Origin of the sequence: Candidatus Caccoplasma merdavium, from assembly GCA_018715595.1 — a bacterium.
GTDB lineage: Bacteria > Bacteroidota > Bacteroidia > Bacteroidales > UBA11471 > Caccoplasma > Caccoplasma merdavium.
Genome location: DVLI01000019.1, coordinates 28,104 through 54,291 on the forward strand (window position 1 = coordinate 28,104; position 26,188 = coordinate 54,291).

A 26,188-nucleotide genomic window follows, 5' to 3' on the forward strand; every position below is an offset into this window, starting at 1 on the left:
GGCGAGGGCTGTGACAAGTGAAAACGGAAGTTTTCAACGTGGCAGAGCCGAGCCGCCTCCTGTCTTCTACAAAGATAGCGAAAGGCGAGGGCTGTGACAAGTGAAAACGGAAGTTTTCAACGTGGCAGAGCCGAGCCGCCTCCTATCTTCTACAAAGATAGTGAAAAAACAACATATCCTCGAAATAGGTTTATAAAAATCTGATCTCTTTCTCAGAATAAATCCATTTCGGGTTCGGCGACGACTTCTTTTTCTTCGCTCTCATCAGATTCTTTTTCGTTTTCGTCTTTGTAGGGAATGTTGTTTATCTTGAAAGGAATCTCGCTGTTGATGAGGAAACGGGTGATACCGTCGACGTCGTGGAGTTTGACCGGGCGGGCAAACAACTTGATGGGATTGCGCGGGTCTTTCTCGTCGATGACTTCAAAAAAGAGTTTGGTCTGTCCGGTACCGGACGTATTGTCTGTGATGAGTTTTTCTTGCAGAATATCGACCATGGCCTGGTCTATGGTTTCGCTGGGCAGAACGACGGTGAGGCTTTCGATGATGCGGTCGTTGATGTCGGGCAGTAGTTCTATGGTGTTGATTCTCACTGCGAGTTCTTCGCTGTTGCGGAAACGGGGTTCGATGTGGCCGCGTATGAAGACGTAAAGGTTGGGAACGCCGAATTTATGGAAGTTCACATAATCGTTGCCAATCAAGAAAAATTCGCCCACACCCGAATAGTCCTCGACTTTGATGACGCCGTAAGACTTGTTGGTTTTGGTGATACCTTCGCGATAGCCCACCACGATGCCTCCCATGGAGAGTTCGCGACCGTTGAGCGATTCGAGGTTGTCGAGTTCTTTCATGCGGGTGTTGCAGCCATATTGCAATGCGATGCGGTATTTGTCGAGCGGGTGTGCCGAGAGGTAGATGCCTATCAACTCCTTTTCCCGGCTCAGCTTTTCGAGGTCAGACCAAGAGTCGGCCTCGGGTACGGCCGGGTGGGCTACTTCCACGGCGTTCGTGCTGCCGAAGAGGGAGTTGCTCTGCATGGTTTGGTCGATTTGATATTTGTTGCCATATCGCACGAGAATCTCCGAGAAACTTTCTCCTTTGCTGTTGACGGCCATAAAACATTCGCGTTTCAGCCCGAAGCAGTCGAATCCGCCCGACATGGCGATGCACTCGATGTTTTTGCGGTTGCAGGCCGAGAGGTTGACCCGTTGCACGAAGTCGTAGATGTCGCTGAACGGGCCGTTCTTTTCCCGCTCTTCGATGATGCACTTCACGGCATTCTCGCCCACGCCTTTTACCGCACCGAGACCGAAGCGAATGTTTCCCTCCTTGTTTACCGTGAATTTCAGGTAACTCTCGTTTACATCGGGGCTTAGTACCTTGATTCCCATGTTTTTGCACTCGTCCATGAACTTGGTAATCTCTCCGATGTCGGAGATGTTGCGGCTCAGCACGGCGGCCATGTATTCCGACGGGTAGTTGGCTTTGAGGTAAGCCGTCTGGTAGGCGACCCAGGAGTAGCAGGTGGCGTGCGACTTGTTGAAGGCATAGGAGGCAAAATCTTCCCAGTCGGCCCAAATCTTTTCGAGGATTTTTCGGTCGTGGCCGTTTTTCTCGCCGCCGCTGATGAAGAGGGGCTTCAACTCGTCGAGTTTTTCCTTGATTTTCTTACCCATGGCTTTTCGCAGCCCGTCAGACTGGCCGCGGGTGAAGTTGGCCAACATGCGCGAGAGGAGCATCACCTGCTCTTGATACACGGTAATGCCGTAGGTATCTTTGAGGTATTTCTCCATGATGGGAATGTCGTAGGTGATTTGCTCTTTGCCGTGTTTGCGGGCGATGAAAGAGGGTATGTATTTCATGGGTCCCGGACGGTAGAGGGCGTTCATGGCGATGAGGTCTTCGAAGGTCGAAGGTTGCAGCTCGCGCAGGTATTTCTGCATACCGGGCGACTCAAACTGGAACGTACCTATCGTGCGTCCCTCGCCGTAGAGCTTGTAGGTGGCCGGGTCGTTGATGTCGATGTTGTCGATGTCGACGTCGATGCCGCGGGAGAGCTTGATGTTGCTGAGGGCCTCTTTGATGATGGAGAGGGTTTTCAGCCCCAGGAAGTCCATCTTGATGAGGCCGGTGTCTTCGATGACCGAGCCTTCGTATTGGGTCACCAGCAGTTTCTCGCCCGTTTCCTTGTCGTCGGCCGTGCTCACGGGTACCCAGTCGGTGATGTCGTCGCGGCAGATGATGGTGCCGCAGGCGTGTACGCCGGTACCCCGCACGTTGCCTTCGAGCATCTGGGCATATTTCATGATGTTGCGGGTGCGTTCGTTTTCGCAGGCGGCACGAAGTTCAGGCACGGCGGCGATGCAGTTTTTCAGATTGATTTTAGGGGCTTTGCCGTTCACTTCGGGCAACCGGTCGGGAATGAGTTTGGCCAGTTGGTTCGATTCGGCCAAGGGCAATTCCTCGACGCGGGCGACGTCTTTGAGTACCATTTTGGTGGCCATCGTGCCGTAGGTGATGATGTGCGCCACCTTTTCGTGCCCGTATTTTTCGGTCACCCAGCGCAGTACTTCTCCGCGACCGTCGTCGTCGAAGTCGATGTCGATATCGGGGAGGGAGATGCGGTCGGGATTCAGGAACCGCTCGAACAGCAGGTCATACTTGATGGGGTCGATTTGCGTGATGCCCAGGCAGTAGGCGACGGCCGAGCCGGCAGCCGAGCCACGACCCGGGCCTACCGATACGCCCATTCGCCGGGCGGCGGCGATGAAGTCCTGCACGATGAGGAAGTAGCCGGGGAAACCCATCGTCTTCATGATGTGCAGTTCGAAGATGATGCGTTCTTCTATGTCCTTGTCGAGCGGGTTTCCGTAACGTTTGTAAGCTCCGTCGTAAGCCAGTTTTTTCAGGTAGTCGGCTTCGAGTTTGATGCGGTAGAGTTTGTCATATCCGCCGAGGACGTTTATTTTCTTTTCGGCCGCCTCTTGGCTCATCACGACGTTTCCGTTCTCGTCTTGCGTAAATTCGTCGAAGAGGTCTTTCTCGGTGTATTTCCGGCGGTATTCCTCTTCGGTGCCGAATTCGGCCGGGATTTGGAAGGTGGGCATGATGGGGGCGTGGTCGATACTGTAAGTCTCGACCTTGTCGGCAATTTCGAGCGTGTTGGCCAGTACCTCGGGCAGGTCGGCGAAGACGCCGTTCATCTCTTCGGTCGTTTTGAGCCACTCTTGTTTGGAGTAGCCCATGTTGGGATTGCCTTGGCTCACGGTGCGCCCGGTGTTCAGATATATGAGCCGTTCATGGGCATCGGCATGTTCCTCGTTGACGAAATGCACATCGTTGGTGCAGATGAGCTTTATCCCGAATTTCTTGGCATATTCGAGCAGTTGGGCATTGACGATTTGCTGCTTTTCGTAGGTTTCGTGGTTGGCATTGGGTACCGTGGCCTTGTGGCGTTGCAATTCGAGGTAGTAGTCGTCACCGAAGAGATTTTTATACCACGAGATGGTCTCCTCGACTTCGGCCGGAGTGCCGTTCATGATTTTCTTGGGTACTTCGCCGCCGAGGCAGGCCGATGCGATGATGAGCCCTTCGTGATATTTTTCGAGCTCCACGCGGTCGGTGCGGGGACGCATGTAGAAACCTTCTGTCCAGGCTTTCGATACCAGCTTGATGAGGTTATGGTACCCTTTCTCGTTTTTGGCCAGCACGACAAGGTGGTATCCGCTTTGGTCTTCTTTCCCGTTTTTGTCTTGGAGCCGTTTGCGGGCCACATACATTTCGCAGCCGATAATGGGTTTGAACGGTTTTTTCACTTTGTCGAGTTGTGCCTGCAACTCGGCCAGTTTGCTCTCCCGTTCGGGGTCGTCATCTGCAAGGGCGGCGATTTTCTGTTCGAGCTCCTGAGCGGTGCTTTTCCGCTTTCCGTTTTTCTTCTTGATGTAGTTGTAGAACTCTTTCACGCCGAACATGTTCCCATGGTCGGTGAGGGCAATGGCCGGCATGCCGTCGTCGATGGCCTTGTCGACGATGGCCGCGATGCTGGCTTGCCCGTCGAGAACAGAATACTGCGAGTGAACGTGCAGATGAACAAAGGGTTGCATAAGATTTATGGGATAAGATTCGCGAGGTAAAGATAAGAAAAAAGCCGACGAATACCGTGTGATATTATCATAAAAAAACACCTTTTCTCCAAACGGTTTGATACATAGGAGAAAAGGTGTCCTGTTTTTTTTACTTCGTTTTTGGGGGGACTGTCATATTCTTTTTATGACCCGGCAGGGGTTTCCTACGGCGATGCAATGGTCGGGTATCGGGCGGGTAACGACGCTCCCGGCTCCGATGGTGGTTCCGTCGCCGATGGTTACGCCGGGTAGTATGATGCTTCCGCCTCCAATCCATACATTTTTCCCGATGGTGACCGGTTGGGCTTGCGATTTCCAAAACGAACGGTCTGTCGAGAGTCGTTCGTCGGGGATTGTCGGGTGATAGACGGTGTAGATGTGTACGCCGGGGCCTATGCCCGAATAATCTCCGATGGTAATGCGGTTGCAATCGAGAAATGTGCAGTTCATGTTGATTTCGACCCGATTTCCCAGGAAAATGTTTTCGCCGTAATCAACGAAAAAGGGGGCTGCAATCCACACGTCTTCGCCCCGTTGGCCGAGGAGCTGGTCGAGTAGGGCGGCCAGTTTTTCCTTCTGTCGGGGAGAGGTGTTGTTGTATTCCGTTTGCAGCTCCTTGGCCTTGTACCACCGTTCGAGCAATTCGGCGTCGCCGCAATCGTATAACTCTCCGGCCAGCATTTTTTCTTTTTCTGTTGCCATGCTATCGGAGTATCGAGTAGGCGATGCCTTTTTCGAGGCCGCGCAGTTCGGCCAGGCCGCGCAGGCGGCCGAGGCAGGAGTAGCCCGGGTTGGTTTTCTTTTTCAAGTCGTCGATCATCTGGTGTCCGTGGTCGGGGCGCATGGGTATCGACACGCCCCGGCGTTGTTGCAGCAGCAGGAAGTTTTTCATGACGTTATACATGTCGACGTCGCCTTCGAGGTGGTTGGCTTCGAAGAAGTTGCCTTCGGCGTCGCGTTGGGTGCTGCGCAGGTGCACGAAGTTGATGCGGTCGCCCAGTCGTTGCATCATGCCTGCCAGGTCGTTGTCGGCACGCACGCCGAAAGAGCCGGTGCACAGGCACAATCCGTTCGACGGGTTGGGTACCGCCTCGACGAGTTTCACGAAGTCGGCTTCGGTGCTGAGTATGCGCGGGAGTCCCAGTATGGGGTAGGGCGGGTCGTCGGGGTGAATGACCAGTTTGATGCCCGCGGCGTCGGCCACCGGAGTTATTTCGCGCAGGAAGTAGATGAGATGTGCGCGGAGTTTTTCGGCGTCGATGTCGCGGTAGCGGTCGAGCGCCTCTTGGAATTGTTGCAGGGTGAAACTCTCCTCCGAGCCCGGCAGTCCGGCAATCATGTTGCGCACGAGGCGGTTTTTCTCTTCGTCGCTCATCTTGCGGTAACGGTCGAGGGCGACGGCTTTTTCTTCGTCGCTGTATTCGCTCTCGGCACCGGGGCGTTTCAGTATGTAGAGGTCGAAGGCCATGAAGGCGGCACGTTCGAAGCGCAGGGCTTTCGAGCCGTCGGGCATCGTGTAGGCAAGGTCGGTGCGAGTCCAGTCGAGGACGGGCATGAAGTTGTAGGTCACGATATAGATGCCGCAGCGGGCGAGGTTGCGGAGGCTTTCTTTGTAGTTTTCGACATACGTCTGAAAATTGCCCGTCTGGGTCTTTATGTGTTCATGCACCGGGACACTCTCCACGACCGACCATCGCAGGCCGGCCTCTTCGATGAGTCGTTTGCGTTTCTCTATCTCTTCGATGCTCCACACTTCGCCGTTGGGAATGTGGTGCAGGGCGGTGACGATGCCGGTGGCGCCGGCTTGGCGTATGTCTTGCAGGCTGACGGGGTCGTTGGGCCCGTACCAACGCCAGGTTTGTTCGCAGAGTATCATGATGAAAAATTTTTTCTTGGGGGTGACTTAGAGGCAGAAAACGTCGAATCCGCCATCGACAACCGCTACGGTGCCCGTGACGAATTTTGACGCGTCACTGATGAGGTAGTGTATCGTGCCGCACAATTCGTCGGGCGAGCCGAAACGGCCGAATGGCGTGTGTGCCACGATGGCGTTTCCGCGGGCGGTGAGGCTGCCGTCGGGATTGGTGAGCAGGGTGCGGTTCTGCTCGGTGAGGAAGAACCCCGGTGCGATGGCGTTTACGCGTATGCCTTCGCCGAATTTGGTGGCCATCTCCACCGCCATGTATTTGGTAAACTGTTGCACGGCGGCTTTGGCCGAGGTATATCCCACGACGCGGGTAAGCGGGCGGAGTGCCGACTCGGAACTGAAATTCACGATGACGCCTTCACCGCGGCGTGCCATGTCTTCGGCAAACACCTGGGTCGGAATCACCGTGCCGTGCAGGTTGAGGTCGACCACACGCTTGAAATCGTCGGTCGACATGTCGAAGAATGTCTTGTCCGTGGGAATCGTGGCTCCCGGCATGTTCCCGCCGGCGGCGTTGATGAGAATGTCGATGTGCCCGTAGCGGTTCAGTATTTCGTCGCGGCATTTTTCGAGCGAGGGACGGTCGAGCACGTCGCAAGGGAGGAAGAGAGCCGAGTCGCCCGCTGCGGTTATTTCATCGACGAGCGCCGAGCCGTGTTCCCGGTTGCGCCCCAAGGCGATGACGATGGCGCCTTCGTGAGCCAGATAACGTGAGATGCTGCTGCCCAAAACTCCTGTGGCGCCGGTCATGACGACCGTGCGGCCTGTGATGTCGAAAAGTCGGTTCATAGTTGTCTTTCTATAATTTGTTGAGAAAACAAAGGTAATTACAAAAGTTGAAAATGTGAAATCGTTGTCTCCGATTCTTGTCCCCACGACTTGCCGCCGGGTGGAGGTCGGAATGTTTTTTTGCCTCTCTATGTCGAATAAATGAGAAAAACCGTTAATCGCGTTATCGAGCTGGCGCTCGGGACGCCGGGGGCGAAAAATCTTTCCTGTCGGTATCTGTCGCGACTTGACGTGCGAAGCTGCCCTTCCGGGGGCTGGACCTGTCGGCGTTTATGTTGCTGAAAAAAACTTTTGAAACACAGGAATTCGTGAAATAGGTATAAAAATGACCGGCGTTTGCATGGAGTGGGAGAGAACCCTCATTTTTTGTAACGCTGCACTTCCTCTTTCGGGTGGAAGAGGATTTCTTTCTCGGGGGTGGGGTGAGGCCGTTCCGAAAATTATATCTACTTTTGTCCTCCGAAAAGAAAAAAGAAACGATGAAACGACTGGTTATTTTTGATTTGGACGGCACGTTGCTCAATACCATCGGCGACCTGGCCGAAGCTACCAATTACGCTTTGGTGCAGTGCGGTTATCCGCAACACCCTGTCGAGGATTATAACATGTTTGTGGGGAATGGCATCGCCAAGCTGTTTGAACGTGCCTTGCCCGAGGCCGAGCGCACAGAAGAGAACATTGCCCGCATGCGTTCCTTTTTTGTCCCTTATTACGACAATCACAACACCTGCCGCACGAAACCTTACGACGGTATTGTGGACCTTCTCATCGCCTTGCGGCAACGCGGCGTGGCGTTGGCCGTTGCCTCGAACAAGTACCAGCGGGCCACCGAGAAGTTGGTGGCGCACTTTTTTCCCGACATTCGATTCTCGGCGGTCTTTGGGCAACGCGAGGGCATACCGGTGAAGCCCGACCCGGCCATCGTGTACGACATCTTGTCGGCGGCCGCTCTCACGGCCGATGAGACATTGTATGTGGGCGATTCGGGTGTCGACATGATGACGGCCGGAGCCGCCGGAATATGTTCGGTGGGAGTTACCTGGGGATTCCGCTCGCGCGAAGAGCTCGAAAAGGCCGGCGCTTGTCATTTGGTCGACACTCCGCACGAAATACTTTCCATCGCCGAAAGTCTCTGATTCTTTGTCCCTTTCTCAATATTGCAATAAAAAAGCAGTACCCGTTTCTCCCGAAAAGAGTGCCGCATAACCAAAATATATAGAATAGTTCGATGAAAAAGGCGTATTATACTTAACCGAAATCACAAAACCTTTTTCTGGACGTAAAAATAAAATAAACATCTCCCACCTTCTAATAAATTCGATAAATAGCCCTATTTTGCCGACCAATTGCCCGTGGGGCTTTCCTGTCGGCGCATGACGTCGGCCTGTCGAACGAACAAAATCACTCTTTTTTTCGTTCTATTCCCAAAAGAATGAGATATGGAAGAGTTGGATTTTGTGCATACCCTTGCCCCGTTGTTTTATTGTACCTCCCCCCGGGAACTCTCGACAACCACCCATTACAAACACCTGCGCGAATGGAATGTCGTGCTGGCCGTGACCCTCACGTCGCTCATTTATGAGCGTTACCGTGTGCAGCTCGATGCCGCTGACTTCTGTCATTCCGAGACCTTGGCCGACCTTTACCGTTGCATCTTGGCCAAGAGATAACCCGTTTTTCCCCGCTTCTGCCCGAAACAAATAAAAAACGTTCCGATATGAAACCATCTTGTTACACACCGGCCACACATTCACCTCTCGTTTCGGTGGTGTTGCTCGCCCGCACCCTCTCCGACTGTGCCGCCTGTCTCGATATGCTGGGGCGACAAAGCACCACGTTCGATACCGAAGTGCTGGTCGTCGACCGTTCACAGGACGATGGCATAGAGGCACTTTGCCGCCGTCGTGGGGCGACTTATCCCCATCGTCTCCGTTATCGTCGCAATCCCGAGCGTTACATCGCCTTCGGACGTCCCGGCGCCGGAATATCCGGCCGATATGTGGCCGTGTGTCGTGATGACGAGAGGTGGAACGACAGCCGCAAACTGCAACGCCAAGGCGATTATTTGCGCGAGCACCCTTCGTGCGCGGTCTGTTTCCATAATGTCGAGGGCGATGCGGCACTTCCCTGGTATGATACCCGTCGTTATGACGAGGCCGATATGGATTTTATGCACCTGCTGCGCCATTATTCTCCGCTTTTCCGCCTCGAAGGCACTCCCGGTGAATATGACTTCCTTCTCTACGAACGCCATGGCGGGGAGCTTTATGCTCATCGGCGCGTGCGAGGAGCCCTGCAATGCCTTGCCGGTGTCTCTTCCCGGGTCGCCCCCCGTAGTGCCGTTGTGGCATATCCTCTTCTCTGATTTTTGCCTGACACCCGTTTGACCCGTCGCACGCACAAGCATGCGACGGATTTTTTTTGCATGGGGAACCGCATGGGTTGTTGCTGCAATCTTCGGCGGAGATGGGAGAAGGACTTCTTTCGCTCTCTTTTCAGAAGACAGGAGGCGGCTCGGCAAAATCAAACTCGAAAACTTTGTTTTCCGTTTGTTTCTGCCCTTGCCTTTCGCTATCTTTGCCGGAAACAACAAAAATACCAACCTAAACACACAACGACATGAGATTATCGAAAATCATGCTCGCCGCCCTTGTTGCCTTTGCCACCACGACCGGCTGGGCACAGAACAAAGGCGGTATCGATGCCGAGATGCTCGGCAAGTTGCGCGACAGTTATAAACATACCCCCGAAGAGAAAGCCCTGCGCAACGCGTTGGCCGGTACCGATATTCAGAAGTTGGCGGCTAATGCCGACGTGACGACCGAGGTCGACGCCTATTTCTCGCACCGGGTTCCCACCAAGGGCATTACCGACCAGCAGTCGTCGGGTCGTTGCTGGCTCTTCTCGGGCATGAACGTGCTGCGTGCCAAAATGATGGCCGAGTATGACCTGCCCGAATGCGAGTTCTCGCAAGTCTACTGCTTTTTCTATGACCAACTCGAAAAGGCCAACCTCTTCTTGCAAGGGGTCGTCGATACCCGCCATCTACCCATGGACGACAAAATGGTGGAATGGCTCTTCAAGAACCCGTTGAGCGATGGCGGCCAGTTTACCGGCGTGGCCGACATCATCGGCAAATACGGCCTTGTGCCCCGCGAAGTCATGAACGAGACTTTCAGTGCCAACAACACGGCCCGCATCGCTTTCTTGATAAAACTCAAATTGCGCGAATATGGCTTGCAGTTGCGCGAGCTCCCGGCCAAGACCAAACAGGCCGACATCGACAAGAAAAAGACCGAGATGCTCTCGACCGTTTATCGCATGCTGGCTCGTGCTTTCGGCGAACCGCCCACCGAGTTTTCCTGGACCCGCAAAGACGCCAAGGGCAATCCTGTCGAGACCAAGACCTATACTCCCAAGTCGTTCTATGACGAATATATCGGCGATGACCTCACCGGCGGTTATGTCATGCTCATGAACGACCCGTCGCGCCCCTATTACAAGCTGTATGAAATCGATTATGACCGCCATGCCTACGACGGTGCCAACTGGACATACGTCAACCTGCCCGCCGATGACATCAAGGCCATGGCCATTGCCTCTATCAAAGACAGCACCGCCATGTATTTCTCGTGCGACGTAGCCAAATACCTCGACTCCAAGAAGGGCACTCTCGATTTGCGAAACTACGACTACGAGTCGCTCATGGGAACCACTTTCGGCATGGACAAGAAACAGCGCATACAGACCTTTGCCAGCGGTTCGTCGCATGCCATGACCCTCGTGGCCGTGAATCTCGATGCCGAGGGTAAACCCGACCGTTGGCTTCTCGAAAACAGCTGGGGGGCAGCCTCCGGATATAAGGGCTTCTTGATTATGACCGATGAGTGGTTCGACGAATACATGTTCCGCCTCGTCGTCGAGAAAAAATATGTGCCTCAAAATATCCTCGACATTCTCAAACAGGAACCCACGCTGCTTCCCGCTTGGGACCCGATGTTTGCCGAGGACGAATAATCAATCTCAAAAATCGAAAACAATATGGAATTTATAGAACAAGCAATCCCCGGTGTGTATGTCATAGAGCCCAAAAAGTTCGGTGATGCCCGAGGCTATTTCATGGAGACTTACCGGCAGGATCTTTTCGAACAGCATGTCGGGAGAGTCGATTTTGTGCAAGACAATGAGTCGCGTTCGACCTACGGCGTGTTGAGAGGTCTCCATTTTCAAAAGGGGGAATTTTCGCAGGCCAAGTTGGTGCGTGTCATCGAAGGCCGTGTGCTCGACGTGGCCGTCGATTTGCGCAAGTCATCGCCCACCTTCGGCAAATATGTGGCAGTGGAGCTCTCGGACGAGAATGCCCGTCAGCTCTTTATTCCCCGCGGTTTTGCCCACGGTTTCCTGGTGTTGAGTCCCACGGCGACCTTTGTGTATAAGGTCGACAATGTCTATGCGCCGCAGTCCGAGGCATCGCTCATCTACAACGACCCCCAGGTGGGAATCGAATGGCCCATCGCCGAGGAGGAGATGTTGCTCTCTCCCAAGGACCGGGCCGGCAAACCCCTCTCCGAGGTTTATTGCTTCGATTGATAGAGAATCGCTCTTTTCAAGATAGGACAAAGGGGCAACCAAGAGAATGGTTGCCCCTTTGTCTGCATATAAAGAGAAAAGTCTTACAGTACGGTGGCGATGTCTTCGACGATTTGCGGGGCGGTGAGACGGTTGGCCGAGAGTAATTCGCCGGCGTCGTATCGGTCGACAAACTCTTTGCGCAGTCCGTAATTGAGCACTTTCATATCGCTGTCACCGTAGAATCGGGCTATTTTCTCGCCGAAACCTCCGTCGAGAATGCCGTCTTCGAGCGTGATGACCAGCCGGTGGTCTTTTTTCAGGCTGTCGAGCATTTTGTCGTCGGTGCCGGTGAGGTAACGCGGGTTGATGAGGGTAGGGGTGATTCCCTGTTGCTCGTGCAACTGTTGGGCAACCGTTTCGCCTAATTGGTAGAATGACCCGGCGGCGATGATGGCGACCGTGTCGCCCTGTTGCATGACCTTGTAGCGGTTGAGGTCGCCGTAATCGGCATCGACGGGTGCGTTGTTGCATATCACGCCGTTGCCCGGCACGCGAATGGCCACCGGGTGGCTCGTTTGCCGCATACCCCAACGGAGCATGGCAAAATATTCCTCTTTGCAGGTCGGTGCCAGATAGACCAGGTTGGGTATGTTGGAGAGCATGGGTATGTCGAATAGCCCGAGATGGGTGACATCGTTCATGCCCCATACCGAAGCGGCGAAGACGCAGATGACGGCCGGGTTGTTGTTGATGCAGAGGTCTTGCGAGAGTTGGTCGTAGGTGCGTTGTATGAAAGAGCTGTACACGCCATATACGGGGCAGCCTCCACCGGCAGCGATGCCCGAAGCCAGTGCTACGGCGTGTTCTTCGGCAATGCCCACGTCGACAAACTGCCGGCCGGCTTTGCGACGGCGTTCGGGTGAGAAGCCGAATACGGCAGGAGTACCCGACGTGATGGCGACGACTCGCGGATCCTTGCCTATTTCGTCGAGCAGGAAGGCTCCGGTGAGTTCGTCGTAGTCTTTTTCCTCCTCAGAAACGTTTACTTCTCCTGTCGAGAGGTCGAACGGCAGGCTCCAATGGAAACGTTCCTTCTCCTGTTCGGCCAAGGCGTAACCCTTCCCTTTCAGGGTGTGTATGTGCACGACTACCGGGTGCGGGCAGTCTTTGACCCGACGGAATGTCTCGATGAGGGTGGCGATGTCGTTGCCCTCCTCGACATAGACGTAGTCGAGACCCAGCGATCGGAAGTAGTTGCAGGGGGCTTCACCGTGGCTTTCGCGCAGCAGTTGCAGGTTTTGGTACAGTCCGCCGTGGTTTTCGGCGATGGACATTTCGTTGTCGTTCACGACGATGATCATGTTGGTGCCGGCTTCGGCTGCATTGCTCAGCCCTTCGAAGGCTTCCCCTCCGCTGAGGGAGCCGTCGCCTATGACGGCGATGATGTTTCTCCGTTCGCCTTTCAGGTCGCGGGCCTTGGCCAGTCCACAGGCCAGGCTCACCGAGGTCGAGGTGTGTCCTACGGTGAAGAAGTCGTGTTCACTTTCCTGCCGGTTGGTATATCCGGTTACGGAGTCGTATTCGGCCGGGTCGAGAAAGGCTTCGGCGCGACCGGTAAGCATTTTGTGGGTATAGCTTTGGTGCGAAACGTCATAGACGATTTTATCGTGGGGAGAGTCAAACACGACATGCAGGGCAATCGTGGCCTCGACCATGCCGAGATTGGGACCGACGTGTCCGCCGTGAACGCTGAGCTTTGCCAGCAGGGCTTGTCGTATCTCTTGCGACAGCTCTTCGAGTTGTGACAAGGAGAGTCGTTTGATGTCTTGGGGAGAGTGGATTTGGTTTAGGAACATGGGTTAAGTAATCTTTTGTGAATAGAATCTTTTTTTGTTTTTTCGGTAAGTATCATTCCCGAACACGGAGTCGTTGCCTCAATGCGTCGGCAAAGATAAGTCTCATTCCGGTATATCGGCCAATATTTTTTACGGCGATTTTTACCCCGATTACTGATTTTACCCCAAAAAACAGAGAACGACACCCCGAACAGGGTGCCGTTCTCTGGCTAGGTCGGTCATTACCTCCTGCGGCCGGGCAAGAGTTGCGACCTGTGGATTAGATGATTTTTTCGAGTTGCGAAATGTTGCGGGCCACTTCTTCGTCGGTGACTTCGTAGTTTTGCAGGTCGTTGGCGATGTATTGGTCGTAAGCTGCCATGTCGATGAGACCGTGACCCGAGAGGTTGAAGAGAATGACTTTTGATTTTCCTTCGAGTTTGGCTTGTTCGGCTTCACGAATGGCTGTTGCGATGGCGTGCGACGACTCGGGCGCGGGAATGATGCCTTCGGCCTGGGCAAAGATGGTGGCAGCCTTGAAGGTTTCGAGTTGGGGTATGTCGACAGCTTCCATGAGACCCTCTTTGCGCAACTGGCTTACGATGGAGCCGGCTCCGTGGTAACGGAGACCGCCGGCGTGGATATTCGACGGTGAGAAGTTGTGTCCCAGCGTGAACATGGGGATAAGAGGCGTGTATCCGGCTTCGTCGCCAAAGTCATACTGGAAGACACCGCGGGTGAGCTTGGGGCAGGAGGCCGGCTCGGCCGCAACGACGCGGAGATTCTTCCCTTCTTTCAGCTTGTGGCGCAGGAAGGGGAAGGAGATGCCCGAGAAGTTCGAACCGCCACCGAAGCAGGCGATAACCACATCGGGATATTCTCCGGCCATTTCCATCTGCTTTTCGGCTTCGAGTCCGATGACCGTTTGATGCAGCATCACATGGTTGAGCACACTGCCCAGCGTATATTTGCAGTTGGGCGTCTGCATGGCCAGTTCCACGGCTTCGGAGATGGCGGTTCCCAAACTGCCTTGGTAGTTGGGGTGCTCGGTGAGGATTTTACGGCCGGCACGGGTACTCATACTGGGCGATGCGATGACTTGGGCACCGAATGTCTGCATGATGGAGCGGCGATAGGGTTTCTGGTGGTAGCTCACTTTTACCATATACACGGCCAGTTCGAGACCGAAAGCCTTGGCGGCAAAGGAGAGTGCGGCACCCCATTGGCCGGCACCGGTCTCGGTGGTGATATTGGTTACGCCCTCTTTTTTGCAGAAATAGGCTTGTGCAATGGCCGAGTTGAGTTTGTGGGAACCTACCGGGCTGACACTTTCGTTTTTGAAATAGATGTGGGCCGGGGTGTCGAGATATTTTTCGAGGCCGTAGGCTCGTACCAGGGGGGTCGGTCTCCATATCTTATACATGTCACGCACTTGTTCGGGTATCTCTATCCAGGCATCGGTCTGGTTCATCTCCTGGTGTGCCAGTTCTTTGGCGAAGAGCGGATAGAAATCTTCCTCTTTCATCGGTTGATGGGTCTGAGGATTCAAGGGGGGCAGGGGTTTCGTCTTCATGTCGGCGACGATGTTATACCATGCCGTGGGAATGTCTTTTTCTTGCAGTAAAAATTTTTTTGTTTCCATTGTTACATTGATTTATTATGAGATATTGTTAGATAATAAGCATGGGGTAAATACAAAAAAAGAAGGTTTGTCACGGCCGTGACAAACCTTCTTATATGGGGATATGGAGGTTGTGTCTTACGACCATCGGGGGTGTAAGTGACGCCAACCTTGCCAATTTTTTGCGTATGTCGAATGCATGTCGTTCGTTTTTTCTTTGAGGCAAAAGTAGAAAAATAAATTCAATTCTACAACAAATTGCAGAAAAAAATTTTATTTTGTAGAAAAATTCTTGCCGACCAGGCTGTTGAGGTAACATTCGATATTGGTATATTCCTGGCTTATCGTGTAGGCCGAGGCATCGCTCGGGTCGTGCCGATTGAGCCCGTGACGTTTTTCCCAGCGGTCGGGCATACCGTCGCCGTCACTGTCCTTGCGGGGCTTTTTCGATTTCAACTTGGGCCAGCCGCCGGCATCTGTGGGCGTGTCGATGATGCCGTTGGTGCCGAATGTCCCGAGACCCTTTTTCACTTGCTCGATGACCGCCTTGTCGTAGCTGTCGCGGGCGTGGCTGCACCCGGCGATGGCCAATACCCGGCGGTAGGCTTCGGCCGGGCTGTCTTCTTCTATCGGTTCATAGGGGAATGGGGTGGAGACGATGCACGAAGCACTTGCCTCACCCGGCGTGGGAACGGCATCGGGAGCTATGCCGAGCGTTTTCTGGCTGTTTTTTGCATCGGGGGTATAGCTCTTTCCCGGACGGTCACCGATGGCGGCAAGGTTGTCCAAAGTCACGGCCGTGTCGCCCTCCATGACATTGCCGGCCACATAGTAGCGTCCGGTCCCGTCATCGGCCACGTCGAGCAGTCGGTGGTGTTGCGAGGCCGGTCCCGGTTTGTAATAATTGTTTACGAGGTTTATCTCGCCGTGGTGCCCTCCGCCATACGCGGTTTTATACCCCCAGTTATACACGACGTTGTTGCGGTAATCGACCCATTTGGTACCGTCGACCGAGGCAAAGCGCGGGTTGCGGCTCGCGTGGTTGGCCAGCAGGTTGTGGTGGAACGTTGCTTTGTATCCGCCCCAAATGCCGCCGAAACCGTGGCTTCCTTTGGTGTGTATCGAGTGGTTCAGGCTGTGCGAGATGAGACACCATTGCACGGTGAGATTCTCGGTCTTGTATATCGACAGGCACTCGTCGATACTCCAACTGGCAGAGAGGTGGTCGAGAATTACATTTTTCTGTCCGTAACGACCGCCTCCTATGCCGTCGCTGTCGCGTTGGTAACGGTCGCCCACACGCACGCGCAGGTAACGTATGATGACGTTGCTGGCATTGATGGTCAGCGGATAATCTTTCAGGCAGATACCGTCGCCCGGGGCCGATTGCCCGGCGATGGTGATGCTGTCGTTGTTGATGCGCAAGGGCGATTTCAATTCGATGGTTCCGTCGATGGCAAAAACAATGATGCGGGCACCTTTCTGTTCTACGGCATCGCGTAGGCTGCCGGGGCCGCTGTCGTTGAGATTGGTTACGGTGATGACTTTGCCGCCCCGTCCGCCGGTGGTGTATTTCCCATATCCTTCGGCGCCGGGAAAGGCGAGGGGCTGGGCTTGGCTTATGCTCCCCATGCTGAATAGCAGCAATAGAGCGGGGAAGATGTTTTTCATAAAAATAGAGTGAGGCTCTTCTTATTATTATAACGTGGAATGGCAGGAAGCCGGTTCCGGTCGTCGCACAGGTGATGATTACCGGTGCTTGCCACCTCTGTCATCGGAGTGTGGAGGAGGGGCGCTCGATGCGTCTTATCATGTCGCGGGCCAAGGTGCCACGGTCTCCGTCCAACCCGTTTTCGAGGGCTTTGTGCAACCAGTGTGCCGATTGGGTGTTGTCTTGCTCCACTCCTTCGCCCGAGTAGTAGCACATGCCCAGGAAGTATTGGGCTTCGGCCAAATCCTGATAAGCGGCTTTTCGATACCAAAAGAAGGCTTTTTCGAGATTCTTCTCGACGCCTTTCCCGTCGTAATAGCAGGCTCCGAGTATGAATTGGGCTTCGGCTTCCCCTTGTTTGGCGGCGACTTCGAACCATTGCGCGGCCAGCGAGTCGTTGGCTTCGGTACCCCAGCCGTTGGCGTAGCATGAACCGACCTCCTTTTGTGCCTGGACAATCCCGTTTTGGGCGGCTTTCGTAAACCAAAGGAATGCTTTGTCCAAGTCTTTTTCCGTGCCTTTTCCCTTGAAATGGCAGGCTCCGAGAATGTATTGCGCTCCGCCTATTCCTTCTTCGGCGGCTTTCTCACACCAGTCGACGGCCTTTTTGTAGTTGCGCTTGACTCCTCTTTTGAAGTAGTAGCATTCCCCCAGCCGGTATTGAGCCTGGGCATCGCCTTGCTCTGCCGCCGTCGTGAAATATTCGACGGCCGTTTTGTATTTCTTGGCGAGGTATGCCTCTTCGCCTTTGCGGGTCAATTCGCCGATGGCCGGCTCCTGGGCTGCCACCGTGCCGGCAAAGAGCAGGGTGCCGAGGAGAAGGAGGCCGGCTGCCCACGATGAGAACGACGATTTTGTCATAATGCGACTATTTGAGTAAACATTTCTTGGTAGCTTGGTCGGCAAATCGCACCGGACAGTTTTTCTCGATGTCGATATTCCGGTTGTCGTTGCCTTCTATGGTAATTCCCTCGGCCGTTTCCTTGCCGGGTTCTCTCAGTTTCTCGACAAGTATGTCGCTGTTGTTGCGCAGAATGAGTTGGGACGATGCGGCCGGGTTGATGAGTGTGATACCGTCGAGAACGGCATCGTCGGTCTGTTCGATGAAGAGCAACGCGCGTGGGTCGGCTTGCCGCACTTCGAGACATAAGTTTTGTATGCGCAGACCCTGGGCATTTTTTACATAGAGCCCCGAGGCGGGAGCATCGGCAAAGATGAGGGTCTCGGGATATTCCTTTTCGCGTTCGGGCAAGTTGCGGTTTTGGGCATGTTCTGCCGAGCCGCCGCCGTCGCATATCAGATGCACGTTGGTGAGGGTGACGTTTTCGACCGGGTGCCCTTCAAGGCCGGTAATGGAGCTGGTCACCAACCCGTGCATGGTGGCGGTGAGGTTGTTTATGTGCACGTTGCGCAGGGTTCCTGCCGGTTGAGAGGGACCGCCGTCGTAATAGTTGCGTCCGCGGTTGGCCAGTCGAATGAAGAGCGGGGTCATCACCCCATACATCGAGATGTTGCTGATGTTGAAGTTTTCGAGCAGAGCGCCGTCGACCGTTTCGATGGCAAGTCCGCCGAGCGTGCGGTGGGGACGGTCGTAAATCGTGGGTTCGTCGGCGCGGCGGAAGACACAGTTGGTAATCGAGAAGTTGCGGAATCCGCCGTTGGTTTCGCTGCCCCACTTCATGGCGTTGCAGTTGGCGGCAATGACGCAGTTGGCCACCACCACGTTTTCGCACCGACCTGTGGCATTGGTCGTCTTGAAGCAGATGGCGTCGTCGTCGGTGTTGAAGTGGCTGTTGACGATGCGCACCTGTCGGCAGTTGTCGATGTCGATGCCGTCGTTGTTGTAGTTGCCGTGGTTATAGACGTCGATGCCGTCGATGAAGACATTTTCGCAGTCGAGGTAATGTTGGGTCCATGCCGGGGAGTTGCGCAAATGTATGTGGTTGAGTGTGACATTCTTGCAGCTGATGACACGCAGCAGGTAGGGGCGTCGGGTGATGCCCATGAGGGTCTCGGTCTCGGTGGCGGGATAGTTTTTCAGGGAGCCTTGCCCGTCGATGGTGCCTTCGCCGCAAATCGTTATGTTCTCGACCTTTTCGGCGAAGATGAGCGAACGGTTGGAATATCGTTTGATGTGAGAAACGTAGCTCGACTCATACGCCGGGTAATCGCTGAATTGTGTGCTCCCCAACAGCGTGGCTCCTCGTTCGATGTGCAGGGTTACGTTGCTTTTCAGGACGAGGGTGCCGCTCAGGTATTTGCCGGGGGTGAGGACAACGGTTTCTCCGCCGCAGGCCGAGGCCGAGTCGATGGCAGCCTGTATGGCCCGGGTGTCGAGGGTCTGTCCGTCGCCTTTGGCTCCGAAGGAGCGAACGTCGAGGGCGGCAGATACGAGTTGGGTAAAGAAGAAAAGTGTCGCTGTGAGAAATAGGGCTTTTTTCATGGTATTGGGTTGAATAAATGGATAAAGCTGTTTTTGAAGAACTTTTGGGGTGATGGCGCCTTGTTTTTAAGCATTACAAAAATAGGGAGAATATGTGTAAAACAGAAACTTTTCTTGCCTATTTATCGACCGATTTGAGTTTTTAAGGATAATTTGTTTTCTGCCACCCCTATTGTGAAGTATGGATTATACATAAAAAAACTCCTTTTACGAAGGAGGCTTTGAAAGGGTGTAACGTCTCGGCTATTGGATAATCTGTTTGATGGAAATCGTGCGACCGTCATCGGTGGTGAACGTCATGATGCAGAAATGCAGTTGTTGGGGCATTTCAAAGATATTGTCGCCGACCTGTTTCAACGAGTAGTTGCGCCCCGTGACATCAGACGCCGTGGCTTTTGTTATTGCTTGATTGGAGAGCACATGCAGCAGACCGTTTTCAATCTTTATCTGCATCTTGTCGGCGTCATTCCGAATGTCGTTTACACCGCCGGGAGAGGTGCCCCATTGCGTTTGAAGCCAATCGGTATTTTTTTTCAGCATCGATTTCAGTTTGCCGCATTTTGAGTCGGTATCTCCTTTGTTGTACTGCGGCCAACGCAGGGCGTCGGCTTTGTCGGCCTGCCGGCACAAAGCGGTGAATTGGTCGATGAAGTCATAAATCTCGTCGTATTTCTCGGGATAAAATTCCTGCCATATTTCGCGCACTTTCTTTTGGAAATTGGGGTAGCGGGCTATCTCTTTTATCCATACCAAATTAGGGTAATTGCTCCCTTCATAGACAAAACTCTCTTTGTTTCGCCAGAAAGAATATCCAAGGTCCCACAGCGGGCCGAATATCCATTTCTGGTCGGCGCCTTGCTCTTTATGGAGGTATGTACTTCCGTGAAAGGCATCGGCGTTATCGATAATCTCTTGCACAATGTAGTAGCGGGCCAAATAGTCGATGTCGATGTATTTTTCCCATTCGGTCGACGTGCTGTCTTCGTCGCAGATGAGAGAGTCGAGCATCGTCATTTGCTCTATCAGGTAATTCTGTTGTTGCGGCGAAACGACTTCGGGCGTCTTGTGGGTCACGCGTATCCGATACCCGCTTTTCCCGACGAATTGTATCTGATACGGGTCGTCGTAGTTGTCTATCTCCACAAGCCAGCCTCCGGTAATCTCTACCGAGTCGGTCGCTTCGTCGGGTTGCTCATAGATGTTTACGCGGTCACTGTCTACGCGTACATTTTGAGCCAAGATGTAGAATCCGATATATTCTCCGTTCAAGACTACTTCTACGGGTCTTATTTCGGGAGTCCATGTGAGTTGAATCATGCGTCCCAACTCCATGCCTGCCGTTTCGGACAGGAATTGAGTGTATGTGCCGACCTCGGCCAGGAGAACGAAGTGCTTGCTCTTGGGCATGCCCATGAGGGGTGTTTTGGAGCCGAGTTTCAGTTTGTAGGGCTTTTTGTCGGCATTGGTCCAGGAAGAATTTCCGCGCCCTCTGATTTCGAGTGGGAGTTGTTCCTCTTTTGTTCCGTAAGGTTCGTAACCTTCGAGGCCGAATGTTTCGAGGTAGTAGGTTGCATCGACATAATCTTCTTTCGAAACGATGGGAACGCTGTCGACGGTCGTGATGAACATGACGGGAATTGTCCCCGAATAGGAGGGTATTGTGTCCGTACGGGTCGTTGTTTCGGCCGGGGCGGCAGCTCGATTTACTTGTGATAGCAAGATGAGGCTTGCAATGAGAAGAAATTTTTTCATGGTAGTAGTATAAAAAGATAATAAATAATCAAAGATGTAAAAGTGTTTTGGCTGTGTAAATGATTTTTGCTTAAATAATGCTAAAAATGAAAGATTTGGCCGATTATTTATATTCCGTATAAATAAAATGGACGGATTATTATGTAGAATGAAAATAAATAACGACTTTTGTGGAGAATTTGTCAACATCATAAAAAGAGGAAAATCTATGCGGCTCTCCGAAGTTCCCACCGGTCAAGAAGTTGTTATCGTGAAAGTGCTGGGTTACGGTGCATTCTGCAAGCGTATCATCGAAATGGGTTTTGTGCGGGGCAAGAAGGTGAAGGTCTTGCTCAATGCCCCTTTGAAGGATCCCGTAAAATATAAGATTCTCGACTATGAGGTGTCACTGCGCCGTAGCGAAGCCGCACTCATCGAGGTAATGACCCTCGAAGAGGCTCGTACCGAACTGCCGGTCGGTGCCGGCGAACTCATAGTCGATGAGGAGATGCAGATGCAGAAGGCCGCCGACAGGTCGAGCAAGGTGATAAACATTGCGTTGGTGGGCAATCCCAACTGCGGCAAGACCTCTCTCTTCAACGTCGCTTCGGGGGCGCACGAACATGTGGGCAATTATAGCGGCGTGACGGTCGATGCCAAGCAGGGACATTTCGACTATAAGGGCTACCGTTTCAATATCTGTGATTTGCCGGGCACATATTCCCTTTCGGCCTACACGCCCGAGGAGCTCTATGTGCGGCGCCACATCGTCGAGAAGCAACCCGATGTGGTGGTAAACGTCGTGGTGGCTTCCAATCTCGAACGCAACCTCTTCCTTACTACCGAGCTCATCGATATGGACCTCCGCATGGTGGTGGCCCTCAACATGTATGATGAGTTGGAGGCCAGTGGCGACCGTTTCGACTACGAAATGCTCGGGAAGATGCTCGGTGTCCCCATGGTGCCGACCATTTCGCGCACCGGCTGGGGCCTCGATACGCTTTTTGACACCATCATACGGGTCTATGAGCGCGAAGACCCGGTCGTGCGGCATATACATGTCAATCACGGAACACTGCTCGAAGAGAGTATTTCCCAAATTAAAGACGCCATCAAGAAAGAGGCCCGGGAAGTCTATTCGCTTTCGCCCCGATATTTGGCCATCAAATTGCTCGAACGCGACAAGGAGATGGAACACATTTTGTCGAATGAACCCTCTTATGCACATTGGATTGCCTTGCGCGACAAAGAAGGCAAGCGTATCGAGGATACGCTCGGCGAAAGTGTCGAGGCGGCCGTTGCCAATGAAAAGTACGGTTTTATCTCGGGGGCTCTGCACGAAACCCTTGTACCCGGCAAACGAAATGAGTTTAAAACCACGCGTCTCATCGATTCGTTGGTGACCCACAAGATTTACGGGTTTCCCATATTCCTTTTCTTGATGTGGGTCATGTTCGAAGCGACCTTTGTGCTCGGTGCCTATCCCATGGAGTGGATAGAGTCGGGCGTGAACGCGTTGGGCGGCTTTATTGAGCGGTTCATGTCGCCGGGTCCTCTCAAAGATTTGCTCATCGATGGCGTGATAGGCGGTGTGGGCAGCGTCATCGTCTTCCTGCCCAACATACTCATACTCTATCTCTTCATCTCTTTCATGGAAGACTCGGGCTATATGGCGCGGGCGGCCTTTATCATGGACAAAATCATGCACAAGGTGGGATTGCATGGGAAGTCGTTTATCCCCCTTATCATGGGTTTTGGTTGCAATGTGCCGGCCATCATGGCCACGCGTACCATCGAGAGCCGCAGTAGTCGCATCATCACGATACTCATCAATCCCTTCATGTCGTGCAGTGCCCGTTTGCCGGTCTATGTGCTGATTATCGGCACCTTCTTCTCGGCCTACGCCAGCTTTGTGTTCTTGGGGCTCTATGTCGTGGGAATACTGGCCGCCATACTCACGGCCCGCCTGCTTCGCCGTTTTTATTTCAAGAAAGACGAGACCCCCTTTGTCATGGAACTGCCACCATACCGGGTGCCGACGATGAAGGCCACCATGCGTCACATGTGGGACAAGGCCGAACAATATCTGCGCAAGATGGGCGGTGTTATTTTGGTCGCTGCCGTGGTCGTGTGGTTTTTGAGCTATTATCCTCGTCCGCAGGTCGACCCGGTGACCGGGGTGACCGAAACCGCGGCCATGCAGCAGAAAAATTCTTACTTGGGAAAACTGGGTCAGCTTGTTGAGCCGGTCATGGAGCCGCTCGGTTTTAATTGGAAAGTCGACATCGCCCTCTTGTCGGGAGTCGCCGCCAAAGAAATCGTCGTCAGTACCATTGGCGTGTTGTATGCCGGTGACCCGGATTTGGCAGAAGACGACGCTTCGTTGCGCGAAAGGCTGACGGCAAACAATCCCGAAACCGGTTCTCCCGACTTCACGCCGCTGGTGGCAATCTCTTTTTTGATTTTTGTGCTGTTGTATTTCCCCTGTCTGGCCAGCATTGCCGCCATTGTCAAGGAGACGGGAAGTTGGGGGTGGGGTATTTTCTCCATCGTCTACAATACGGCATTTGCCTGGGTGGTTGCGTTTTTGGTGTTCAACATCGGTAAATTATTTGTGTGATTATGGCACAGCAATTAATCGTTATTATCATAGGAGTGGCCGTTGCGGCTTATGTCGTGTACCATATCGTTCGCGCGATAAAGGGTAAATCTTCGTCGTGTCACTGTGGGTGCCAAGGCTGTAAATCGGCCTCCTGTCGTGGTGATGGAAGCATGGGTGAAGGCCGGCGTGAAGAAATTGCAAAGAAAAACGCCACATCTGCTTGCAGAATCAAAAAATAACTTCTATCTTTGCCACGCAAAAGCAACAAGGTTCCTTGGCCGAGAGGTTAGGCACTGGTCTGCAAAACCACTTACAGCAGTTCGAATCTGCTAGGAACCTCACGACAGAAAGGCGCTCATCAAACAATGAGCGCCTTTCTGTGTTTTCTATGATTATATACTTCCTCCTTGATGTGGTAATTATAGTAGACCGGTTTTTACCAATATCATTTTTCAGACATTCCCGAGAAGAATGAAAATTTAAAAAGAACGCGAGGTGTACCTCCGCGCTCTTTTCTACTAAGGTAGAAAGAATTGGGACCCGTGAGCCGATGTTGCATGGGCATCATCGCCGGGGTTTCCCTATTTTTGTGTGGCGATGCGGGTGAAGAGATACATCGCCCCGCAGCAAAGGGCAATGATGATACCTGTCGTTATGAGAATATTGCCCATACCGGTAAGCGGGGAAACGATGCCGCCGAAAAGAAATTGCGTAAATCCCAGCAAGGCCGAAGCATTACCGGCACTCTTGCGTTCGAGGTCGAGAGCGAGGGCCGTGGAGGTGGGCATCACCATGCCGAAGAAGAACATCATCACAAACAGCAACCCTTCCACTACGGCAAAAGAGAGGTCGGCCACAAGGGCGGCAGCCACGCACAGTCCCAGGATAAAAAATACCGTGGCTCCCACCCGCAGGGCTGTGGTAGCACTGGAAAACCTCGGGGTGAGCAGGCTCGACCCGATCATGATGGCAAAGGCATTCAAGCCGAAACAGATGCTGTAAAGCATGGGACTGATTTCGTAGTGTTGCTGGAATATGAATGGCGAAGCGGCGATGTAACTGAACAAAACCCCCATGGCGAAGGTTTGTATGAGCAGATAGAAGGTAAACTGCCGGTTGCGCAGCACGGGAACAAGTTGCGTGAATGTCGACAGAATGCCTCCCTGGAAACGATTCTCGGGCAAGAGGGTCTCTTTCTGTCCGAAACTGATGAGGGTGAGAATGATGCCGATGGCCAACAATATGATGAAGATGCCCCGCCAGTCGGTCCATTCGAGCATGATGCCACCCAATACCGGCGCACCTACCGGTGCAATGCCGTTGATGGCGGCCATGAGGGAGAAGGTGCGGGCCAATGCGTTGCCGGCATAGAGGTCGGTGACGATGGAGCGTGAGATGACAAGGCCTCCGGCTGCTGCAAAACCTTGTATGAGGCGGTACACGATAAATGTGTGTATATCGTTGGCATACAGGCAGGCCACGGTCGATATGACAAACAATATCAATGAGATGATGAGGGGGGTGCGACGGCCCAGCTTGTCGCTGAGCGGGCCGATAATCATCTGCCCTGTGGCCAGCCCCAACATGCTGAATGTGAGGGTGAGTTGTACCAACGAGGTGGTCGTGTCGAAATTGTTGACGAGTTGGGGAAGTGCCGGCAGGTAGAAATCGGTGACAAAGGGACCGAATGCCGACAACATGCTCATGAAGAGTAATATGAAAATGCGGGAATTTTGTTGGTCGGGTAATGTTTGTGTCATGAGGGTCATTTAAAAATTGGCGCAAAATTCCCAAAAATGTTTCAAACAATCTGTCAATAGATAAAAAAAACGGTTAATCATGTTAAATCGCCTCTTCGGCACAAGGTGGCGTGTTGCGAGAATCATTAATTTTAAAACCCAAAAACAGGTGTGCGATGAAGAAAAACAAACAGAAGATAGCGTTGGTATTGGGCAGTGGCGGTGCACGCGGATTGGCGCACATCGGCGTCATCGAGGAGTTGCTTTCGCGTGGATATGAAATAACCTCTGTTGCCGGAACCTCCATGGGTGCCTTGGTGGGTGGAATTTTTGCCGCCGGCAAGCTGTCCGAATTCAAGGAGTGGGTATTGGATATTGATAAGTTGCGCCTGTTTCAGTTGCTCGATTTCTCGTTCCGGCTCGATGGCATGGTCAAGGGGCAGCGCATCATCTCCACGCTCAAAGAGTTTGTTCCCGATAGGCCCATTGAGTCCCTCGATATACCTTTTTCGGCCATAGCCACCGATATGCTGGCCGAGAAGGAGGTTGTCTTCGACAGCGGCAATCTGTTCGAGGCCATTCGGGCTTCGATTTCGTTGCCGGCATTTTTCCGCCCGGTACATAAGTCCGACATGGTATTGATGGACGGTGGAATCCTCAATCCATTACCCGTCAACCGGGTGCATCGTCGTCGTGGCGACAAGCTCTTTGCCGTCGACGTGAATGTGCCCGATGCCGCCAAGCCGGTCCATGTGCAACGGCAGGTAAAGGCGGGGGAGGAGGAAGATTCCGCTTTTGTCGAGTGGTTGAAGCGCACGTTTATGCCCGATTCGGAACGGCAGGAGACGAGGATAACGACCGACAGGTCATACGATGGCGGCTTGATGCAGGCTTCCGATATGATGATTGAGCGCATATCGCGTCTCACGGTCGCACTTTACAAACCTCATTTGCTCATCGAGGTGCCTGTGGCTTCTTACGGTATTCTCGCTTTCTACCATGCCAGAGAAATCATAGAGGCCGGGCGTTTGGCCGCCGTGCGCGCATTGGACCGTTAGGTGTCGTGCCACCTCTCCCGTCGTGACTTGGCGGCG

Annotated in this window: 19 protein-coding genes and 1 tRNA gene; 9 read left to right on the forward strand and 11 right to left on the reverse strand. The window is 53.3% G+C overall.

Translation table 11 applies throughout. The features are described 5' to 3' along the window. Positions 1-212 precede the first annotated feature (212 nt). The 4 genes from dnaE to IAD09_06155 form a co-directional block, all read right to left on the reverse strand. Positions 213-4,103 carry a DNA polymerase III subunit alpha gene (dnaE, locus tag IAD09_06140; GenBank protein HIT81801.1) on the reverse strand — a complete coding sequence of 1,297 codons (3,891 nt, stop codon included), beginning with the start codon at positions 4,101-4,103 and terminating at the stop codon, positions 213-215. Between the two features lie 153 nt (positions 4,104-4,256). Further along, positions 4,257-4,826: a sugar O-acetyltransferase gene (locus IAD09_06145; GenBank protein ID HIT81802.1), complete on the reverse strand. Its 570-nt coding sequence runs from the start codon at positions 4,824-4,826 to the stop codon at positions 4,257-4,259. Between the two features lies 1 nt (position 4,827). After that, positions 4,828-6,000: a mannonate dehydratase gene (gene uxuA / locus IAD09_06150; protein ID HIT81803.1), complete on the reverse strand. Its 1,173-nt coding sequence runs from the start codon at positions 5,998-6,000 to the stop codon at positions 4,828-4,830. 27 nt (positions 6,001-6,027) lie between these two features. Continuing rightward, complete coding sequence (locus tag IAD09_06155; protein ID HIT81804.1) at positions 6,028-6,840, reverse strand: SDR family oxidoreductase; 813 nt, start codon at positions 6,838-6,840, stop codon at positions 6,028-6,030. Positions 6,841-7,319: 479 nt separating this feature from the next. On the opposite strand from IAD09_06155, the gene IAD09_06160 reads away from it, so the two are divergent. The 5 genes from IAD09_06160 (at position 7,320) to rfbC (ending at position 11,430) form a co-directional block, all read left to right on the forward strand. Further along, positions 7,320-7,976 carry an HAD family hydrolase gene (locus tag IAD09_06160; GenBank protein ID HIT81805.1) on the forward strand — a complete coding sequence of 219 codons (657 nt, stop codon included), beginning with the start codon at positions 7,320-7,322 and terminating at the stop codon, positions 7,974-7,976. A 303-nt stretch (positions 7,977-8,279) separates the two neighbouring features. After that, the gene (locus IAD09_06165; protein ID HIT81806.1) at positions 8,280-8,510 is read left to right on the forward strand and encodes a hypothetical protein; all 231 of its coding nucleotides are present in this window, start codon (positions 8,280-8,282) and stop codon (positions 8,508-8,510) included. Between the two features lie 47 nt (positions 8,511-8,557). Next, positions 8,558-9,205 carry a glycosyltransferase family 2 protein gene (locus tag IAD09_06170; GenBank protein ID HIT81807.1) on the forward strand — a complete coding sequence of 216 codons (648 nt, stop codon included), beginning with the start codon at positions 8,558-8,560 and terminating at the stop codon, positions 9,203-9,205. A 254-nt stretch (positions 9,206-9,459) separates the two neighbouring features. Beyond that, positions 9,460-10,857, forward strand: a complete 1,398-nt coding sequence (locus IAD09_06175; GenBank protein ID HIT81808.1) for a C1 family peptidase — start codon at positions 9,460-9,462, stop codon at positions 10,855-10,857. A 24-nt stretch (positions 10,858-10,881) separates the two neighbouring features. Then, on the forward strand, positions 10,882-11,430 hold the full coding sequence (gene rfbC / locus IAD09_06180; GenBank protein HIT81809.1) for a dTDP-4-dehydrorhamnose 3,5-epimerase: 549 nt from the start codon (positions 10,882-10,884) through the stop codon (positions 11,428-11,430). An 83-nt stretch (positions 11,431-11,513) separates the two neighbouring features. Here rfbC and IAD09_06185 read toward each other — a convergent pair whose 3' ends face one another. The 6 genes from IAD09_06185 to IAD09_06210 all read right to left on the reverse strand — a co-directional run bounded on the left by IAD09_06185 (position 11,514) and on the right by IAD09_06210 (position 20,774). Beyond that, complete coding sequence (locus IAD09_06185) at positions 11,514-13,268, reverse strand: 1-deoxy-D-xylulose-5-phosphate synthase (protein HIT81810.1); 1,755 nt, start codon at positions 13,266-13,268, stop codon at positions 11,514-11,516. A gap of 259 nt (positions 13,269-13,527) precedes the next feature. Further along, positions 13,528-14,889, reverse strand: a complete 1,362-nt coding sequence (locus IAD09_06190) for a TrpB-like pyridoxal phosphate-dependent enzyme (protein ID HIT81811.1) — start codon at positions 14,887-14,889, stop codon at positions 13,528-13,530. 252 nt (positions 14,890-15,141) lie between these two features. Continuing rightward, entirely contained in the window at positions 15,142-16,539 is a 1,398-nt protein-coding gene (locus tag IAD09_06195; GenBank protein HIT81812.1) for a pectate lyase, read from the reverse strand. 100 nt (positions 16,540-16,639) lie between these two features. Next, complete coding sequence (locus IAD09_06200) at positions 16,640-17,440, reverse strand: sel1 repeat family protein (protein ID HIT81813.1); 801 nt, start codon at positions 17,438-17,440, stop codon at positions 16,640-16,642. A 7-nt stretch (positions 17,441-17,447) separates the two neighbouring features. Further along, positions 17,448-19,022, reverse strand: a complete 1,575-nt coding sequence (locus tag IAD09_06205; protein HIT81814.1) for a glycoside hydrolase family 28 protein — start codon at positions 19,020-19,022, stop codon at positions 17,448-17,450. A 243-nt stretch (positions 19,023-19,265) separates the two neighbouring features. After that, positions 19,266-20,774 (reverse strand): CotH kinase family protein, encoded by a 1,509-nt coding sequence (locus IAD09_06210; GenBank protein ID HIT81815.1) that lies wholly within the window; start codon positions 20,772-20,774, stop codon positions 19,266-19,268. 208 nt (positions 20,775-20,982) lie between these two features. Between IAD09_06210 and feoB the strand changes: the two genes are divergently transcribed. The 3 genes from feoB to IAD09_06225 all read left to right on the forward strand — a co-directional run bounded on the left by feoB (position 20,983) and on the right by IAD09_06225 (position 23,694). Beyond that, a complete protein-coding gene (gene feoB, locus IAD09_06215) occupies positions 20,983-23,373 on the forward strand; it encodes a ferrous iron transport protein B (protein ID HIT81816.1) in 2,391 nt (796 codons plus the stop codon). A 2-nt stretch (positions 23,374-23,375) separates the two neighbouring features. Continuing rightward, positions 23,376-23,594, forward strand: coding sequence for a DUF1206 domain-containing protein (locus IAD09_06220; GenBank protein ID HIT81817.1), 219 nt, complete (start codon positions 23,376-23,378; stop codon positions 23,592-23,594). Between the two features lie 29 nt (positions 23,595-23,623). After that, positions 23,624-23,694 (forward strand) — tRNA-Cys (locus IAD09_06225). Positions 23,695-23,936: 242 nt separating this feature from the next. Here IAD09_06225 and IAD09_06230 read toward each other — a convergent pair. Then, positions 23,937-25,115, reverse strand: coding sequence for a multidrug effflux MFS transporter (locus IAD09_06230; protein ID HIT81818.1), 1,179 nt, complete (start codon positions 25,113-25,115; stop codon positions 23,937-23,939). A gap of 155 nt (positions 25,116-25,270) precedes the next feature. On the opposite strand from IAD09_06230, the gene IAD09_06235 reads away from it, so the two are divergent. Beyond that, entirely contained in the window at positions 25,271-26,152 is an 882-nt protein-coding gene (locus IAD09_06235) for a patatin-like phospholipase family protein (protein ID HIT81819.1), read from the forward strand. Positions 26,153-26,188: the final 36 nt, after the last annotated feature.

Coding starts and splice junctions, on each gene's coding strand:
- IAD09_06145 (HIT81802.1), bottom strand. CDS start 4,826: ATGGCAACAGAAAAAGAAAAAATGCTGGCCGGAGAGTTATACGATTGC.
- IAD09_06155 (HIT81804.1), bottom strand. CDS start 6,840: ATGAACCGACTTTTCGACATCACAGGCCGCACGGTCGTCATGACCGGC.
- IAD09_06195 (HIT81812.1), bottom strand. CDS start 16,539: ATGAAAAACATCTTCCCCGCTCTATTGCTGCTATTCAGCATGGGGAGC.
- IAD09_06190 (HIT81811.1), bottom strand. CDS start 14,889: ATGGAAACAAAAAAATTTTTACTGCAAGAAAAAGACATTCCCACGGCA.
- IAD09_06185 (HIT81810.1), bottom strand. CDS start 13,268: ATGTTCCTAAACCAAATCCACTCTCCCCAAGACATCAAACGACTCTCC.
- rfbC (HIT81809.1), top strand. CDS start 10,882: ATGGAATTTATAGAACAAGCAATCCCCGGTGTGTATGTCATAGAGCCC.
- IAD09_06220 (HIT81817.1), top strand. CDS start 23,376: ATGGCACAGCAATTAATCGTTATTATCATAGGAGTGGCCGTTGCGGCT.
- uxuA (HIT81803.1), bottom strand. CDS start 6,000: ATGATACTCTGCGAACAAACCTGGCGTTGGTACGGGCCCAACGACCCC.
- IAD09_06165 (HIT81806.1), top strand. CDS start 8,280: ATGGAAGAGTTGGATTTTGTGCATACCCTTGCCCCGTTGTTTTATTGT.
- dnaE (HIT81801.1), bottom strand. CDS start 4,103: ATGCAACCCTTTGTTCATCTGCACGTTCACTCGCAGTATTCTGTTCTC.
- IAD09_06170 (HIT81807.1), top strand. CDS start 8,558: ATGAAACCATCTTGTTACACACCGGCCACACATTCACCTCTCGTTTCG.
- IAD09_06175 (HIT81808.1), top strand. CDS start 9,460: ATGAGATTATCGAAAATCATGCTCGCCGCCCTTGTTGCCTTTGCCACC.
- IAD09_06230 (HIT81818.1), bottom strand. CDS start 25,115: ATGACACAAACATTACCCGACCAACAAAATTCCCGCATTTTCATATTA.
- IAD09_06160 (HIT81805.1), top strand. CDS start 7,320: ATGAAACGACTGGTTATTTTTGATTTGGACGGCACGTTGCTCAATACC.
- IAD09_06200 (HIT81813.1), bottom strand. CDS start 17,440: ATGACAAAATCGTCGTTCTCATCGTGGGCAGCCGGCCTCCTTCTCCTC.
- IAD09_06235 (HIT81819.1), top strand. CDS start 25,271: ATGAAGAAAAACAAACAGAAGATAGCGTTGGTATTGGGCAGTGGCGGT.
- IAD09_06210 (HIT81815.1), bottom strand. CDS start 20,774: ATGAAAAAATTTCTTCTCATTGCAAGCCTCATCTTGCTATCACAAGTA.
- feoB (HIT81816.1), top strand. CDS start 20,983: ATGCGGCTCTCCGAAGTTCCCACCGGTCAAGAAGTTGTTATCGTGAAA.
- IAD09_06205 (HIT81814.1), bottom strand. CDS start 19,022: ATGAAAAAAGCCCTATTTCTCACAGCGACACTTTTCTTCTTTACCCAA.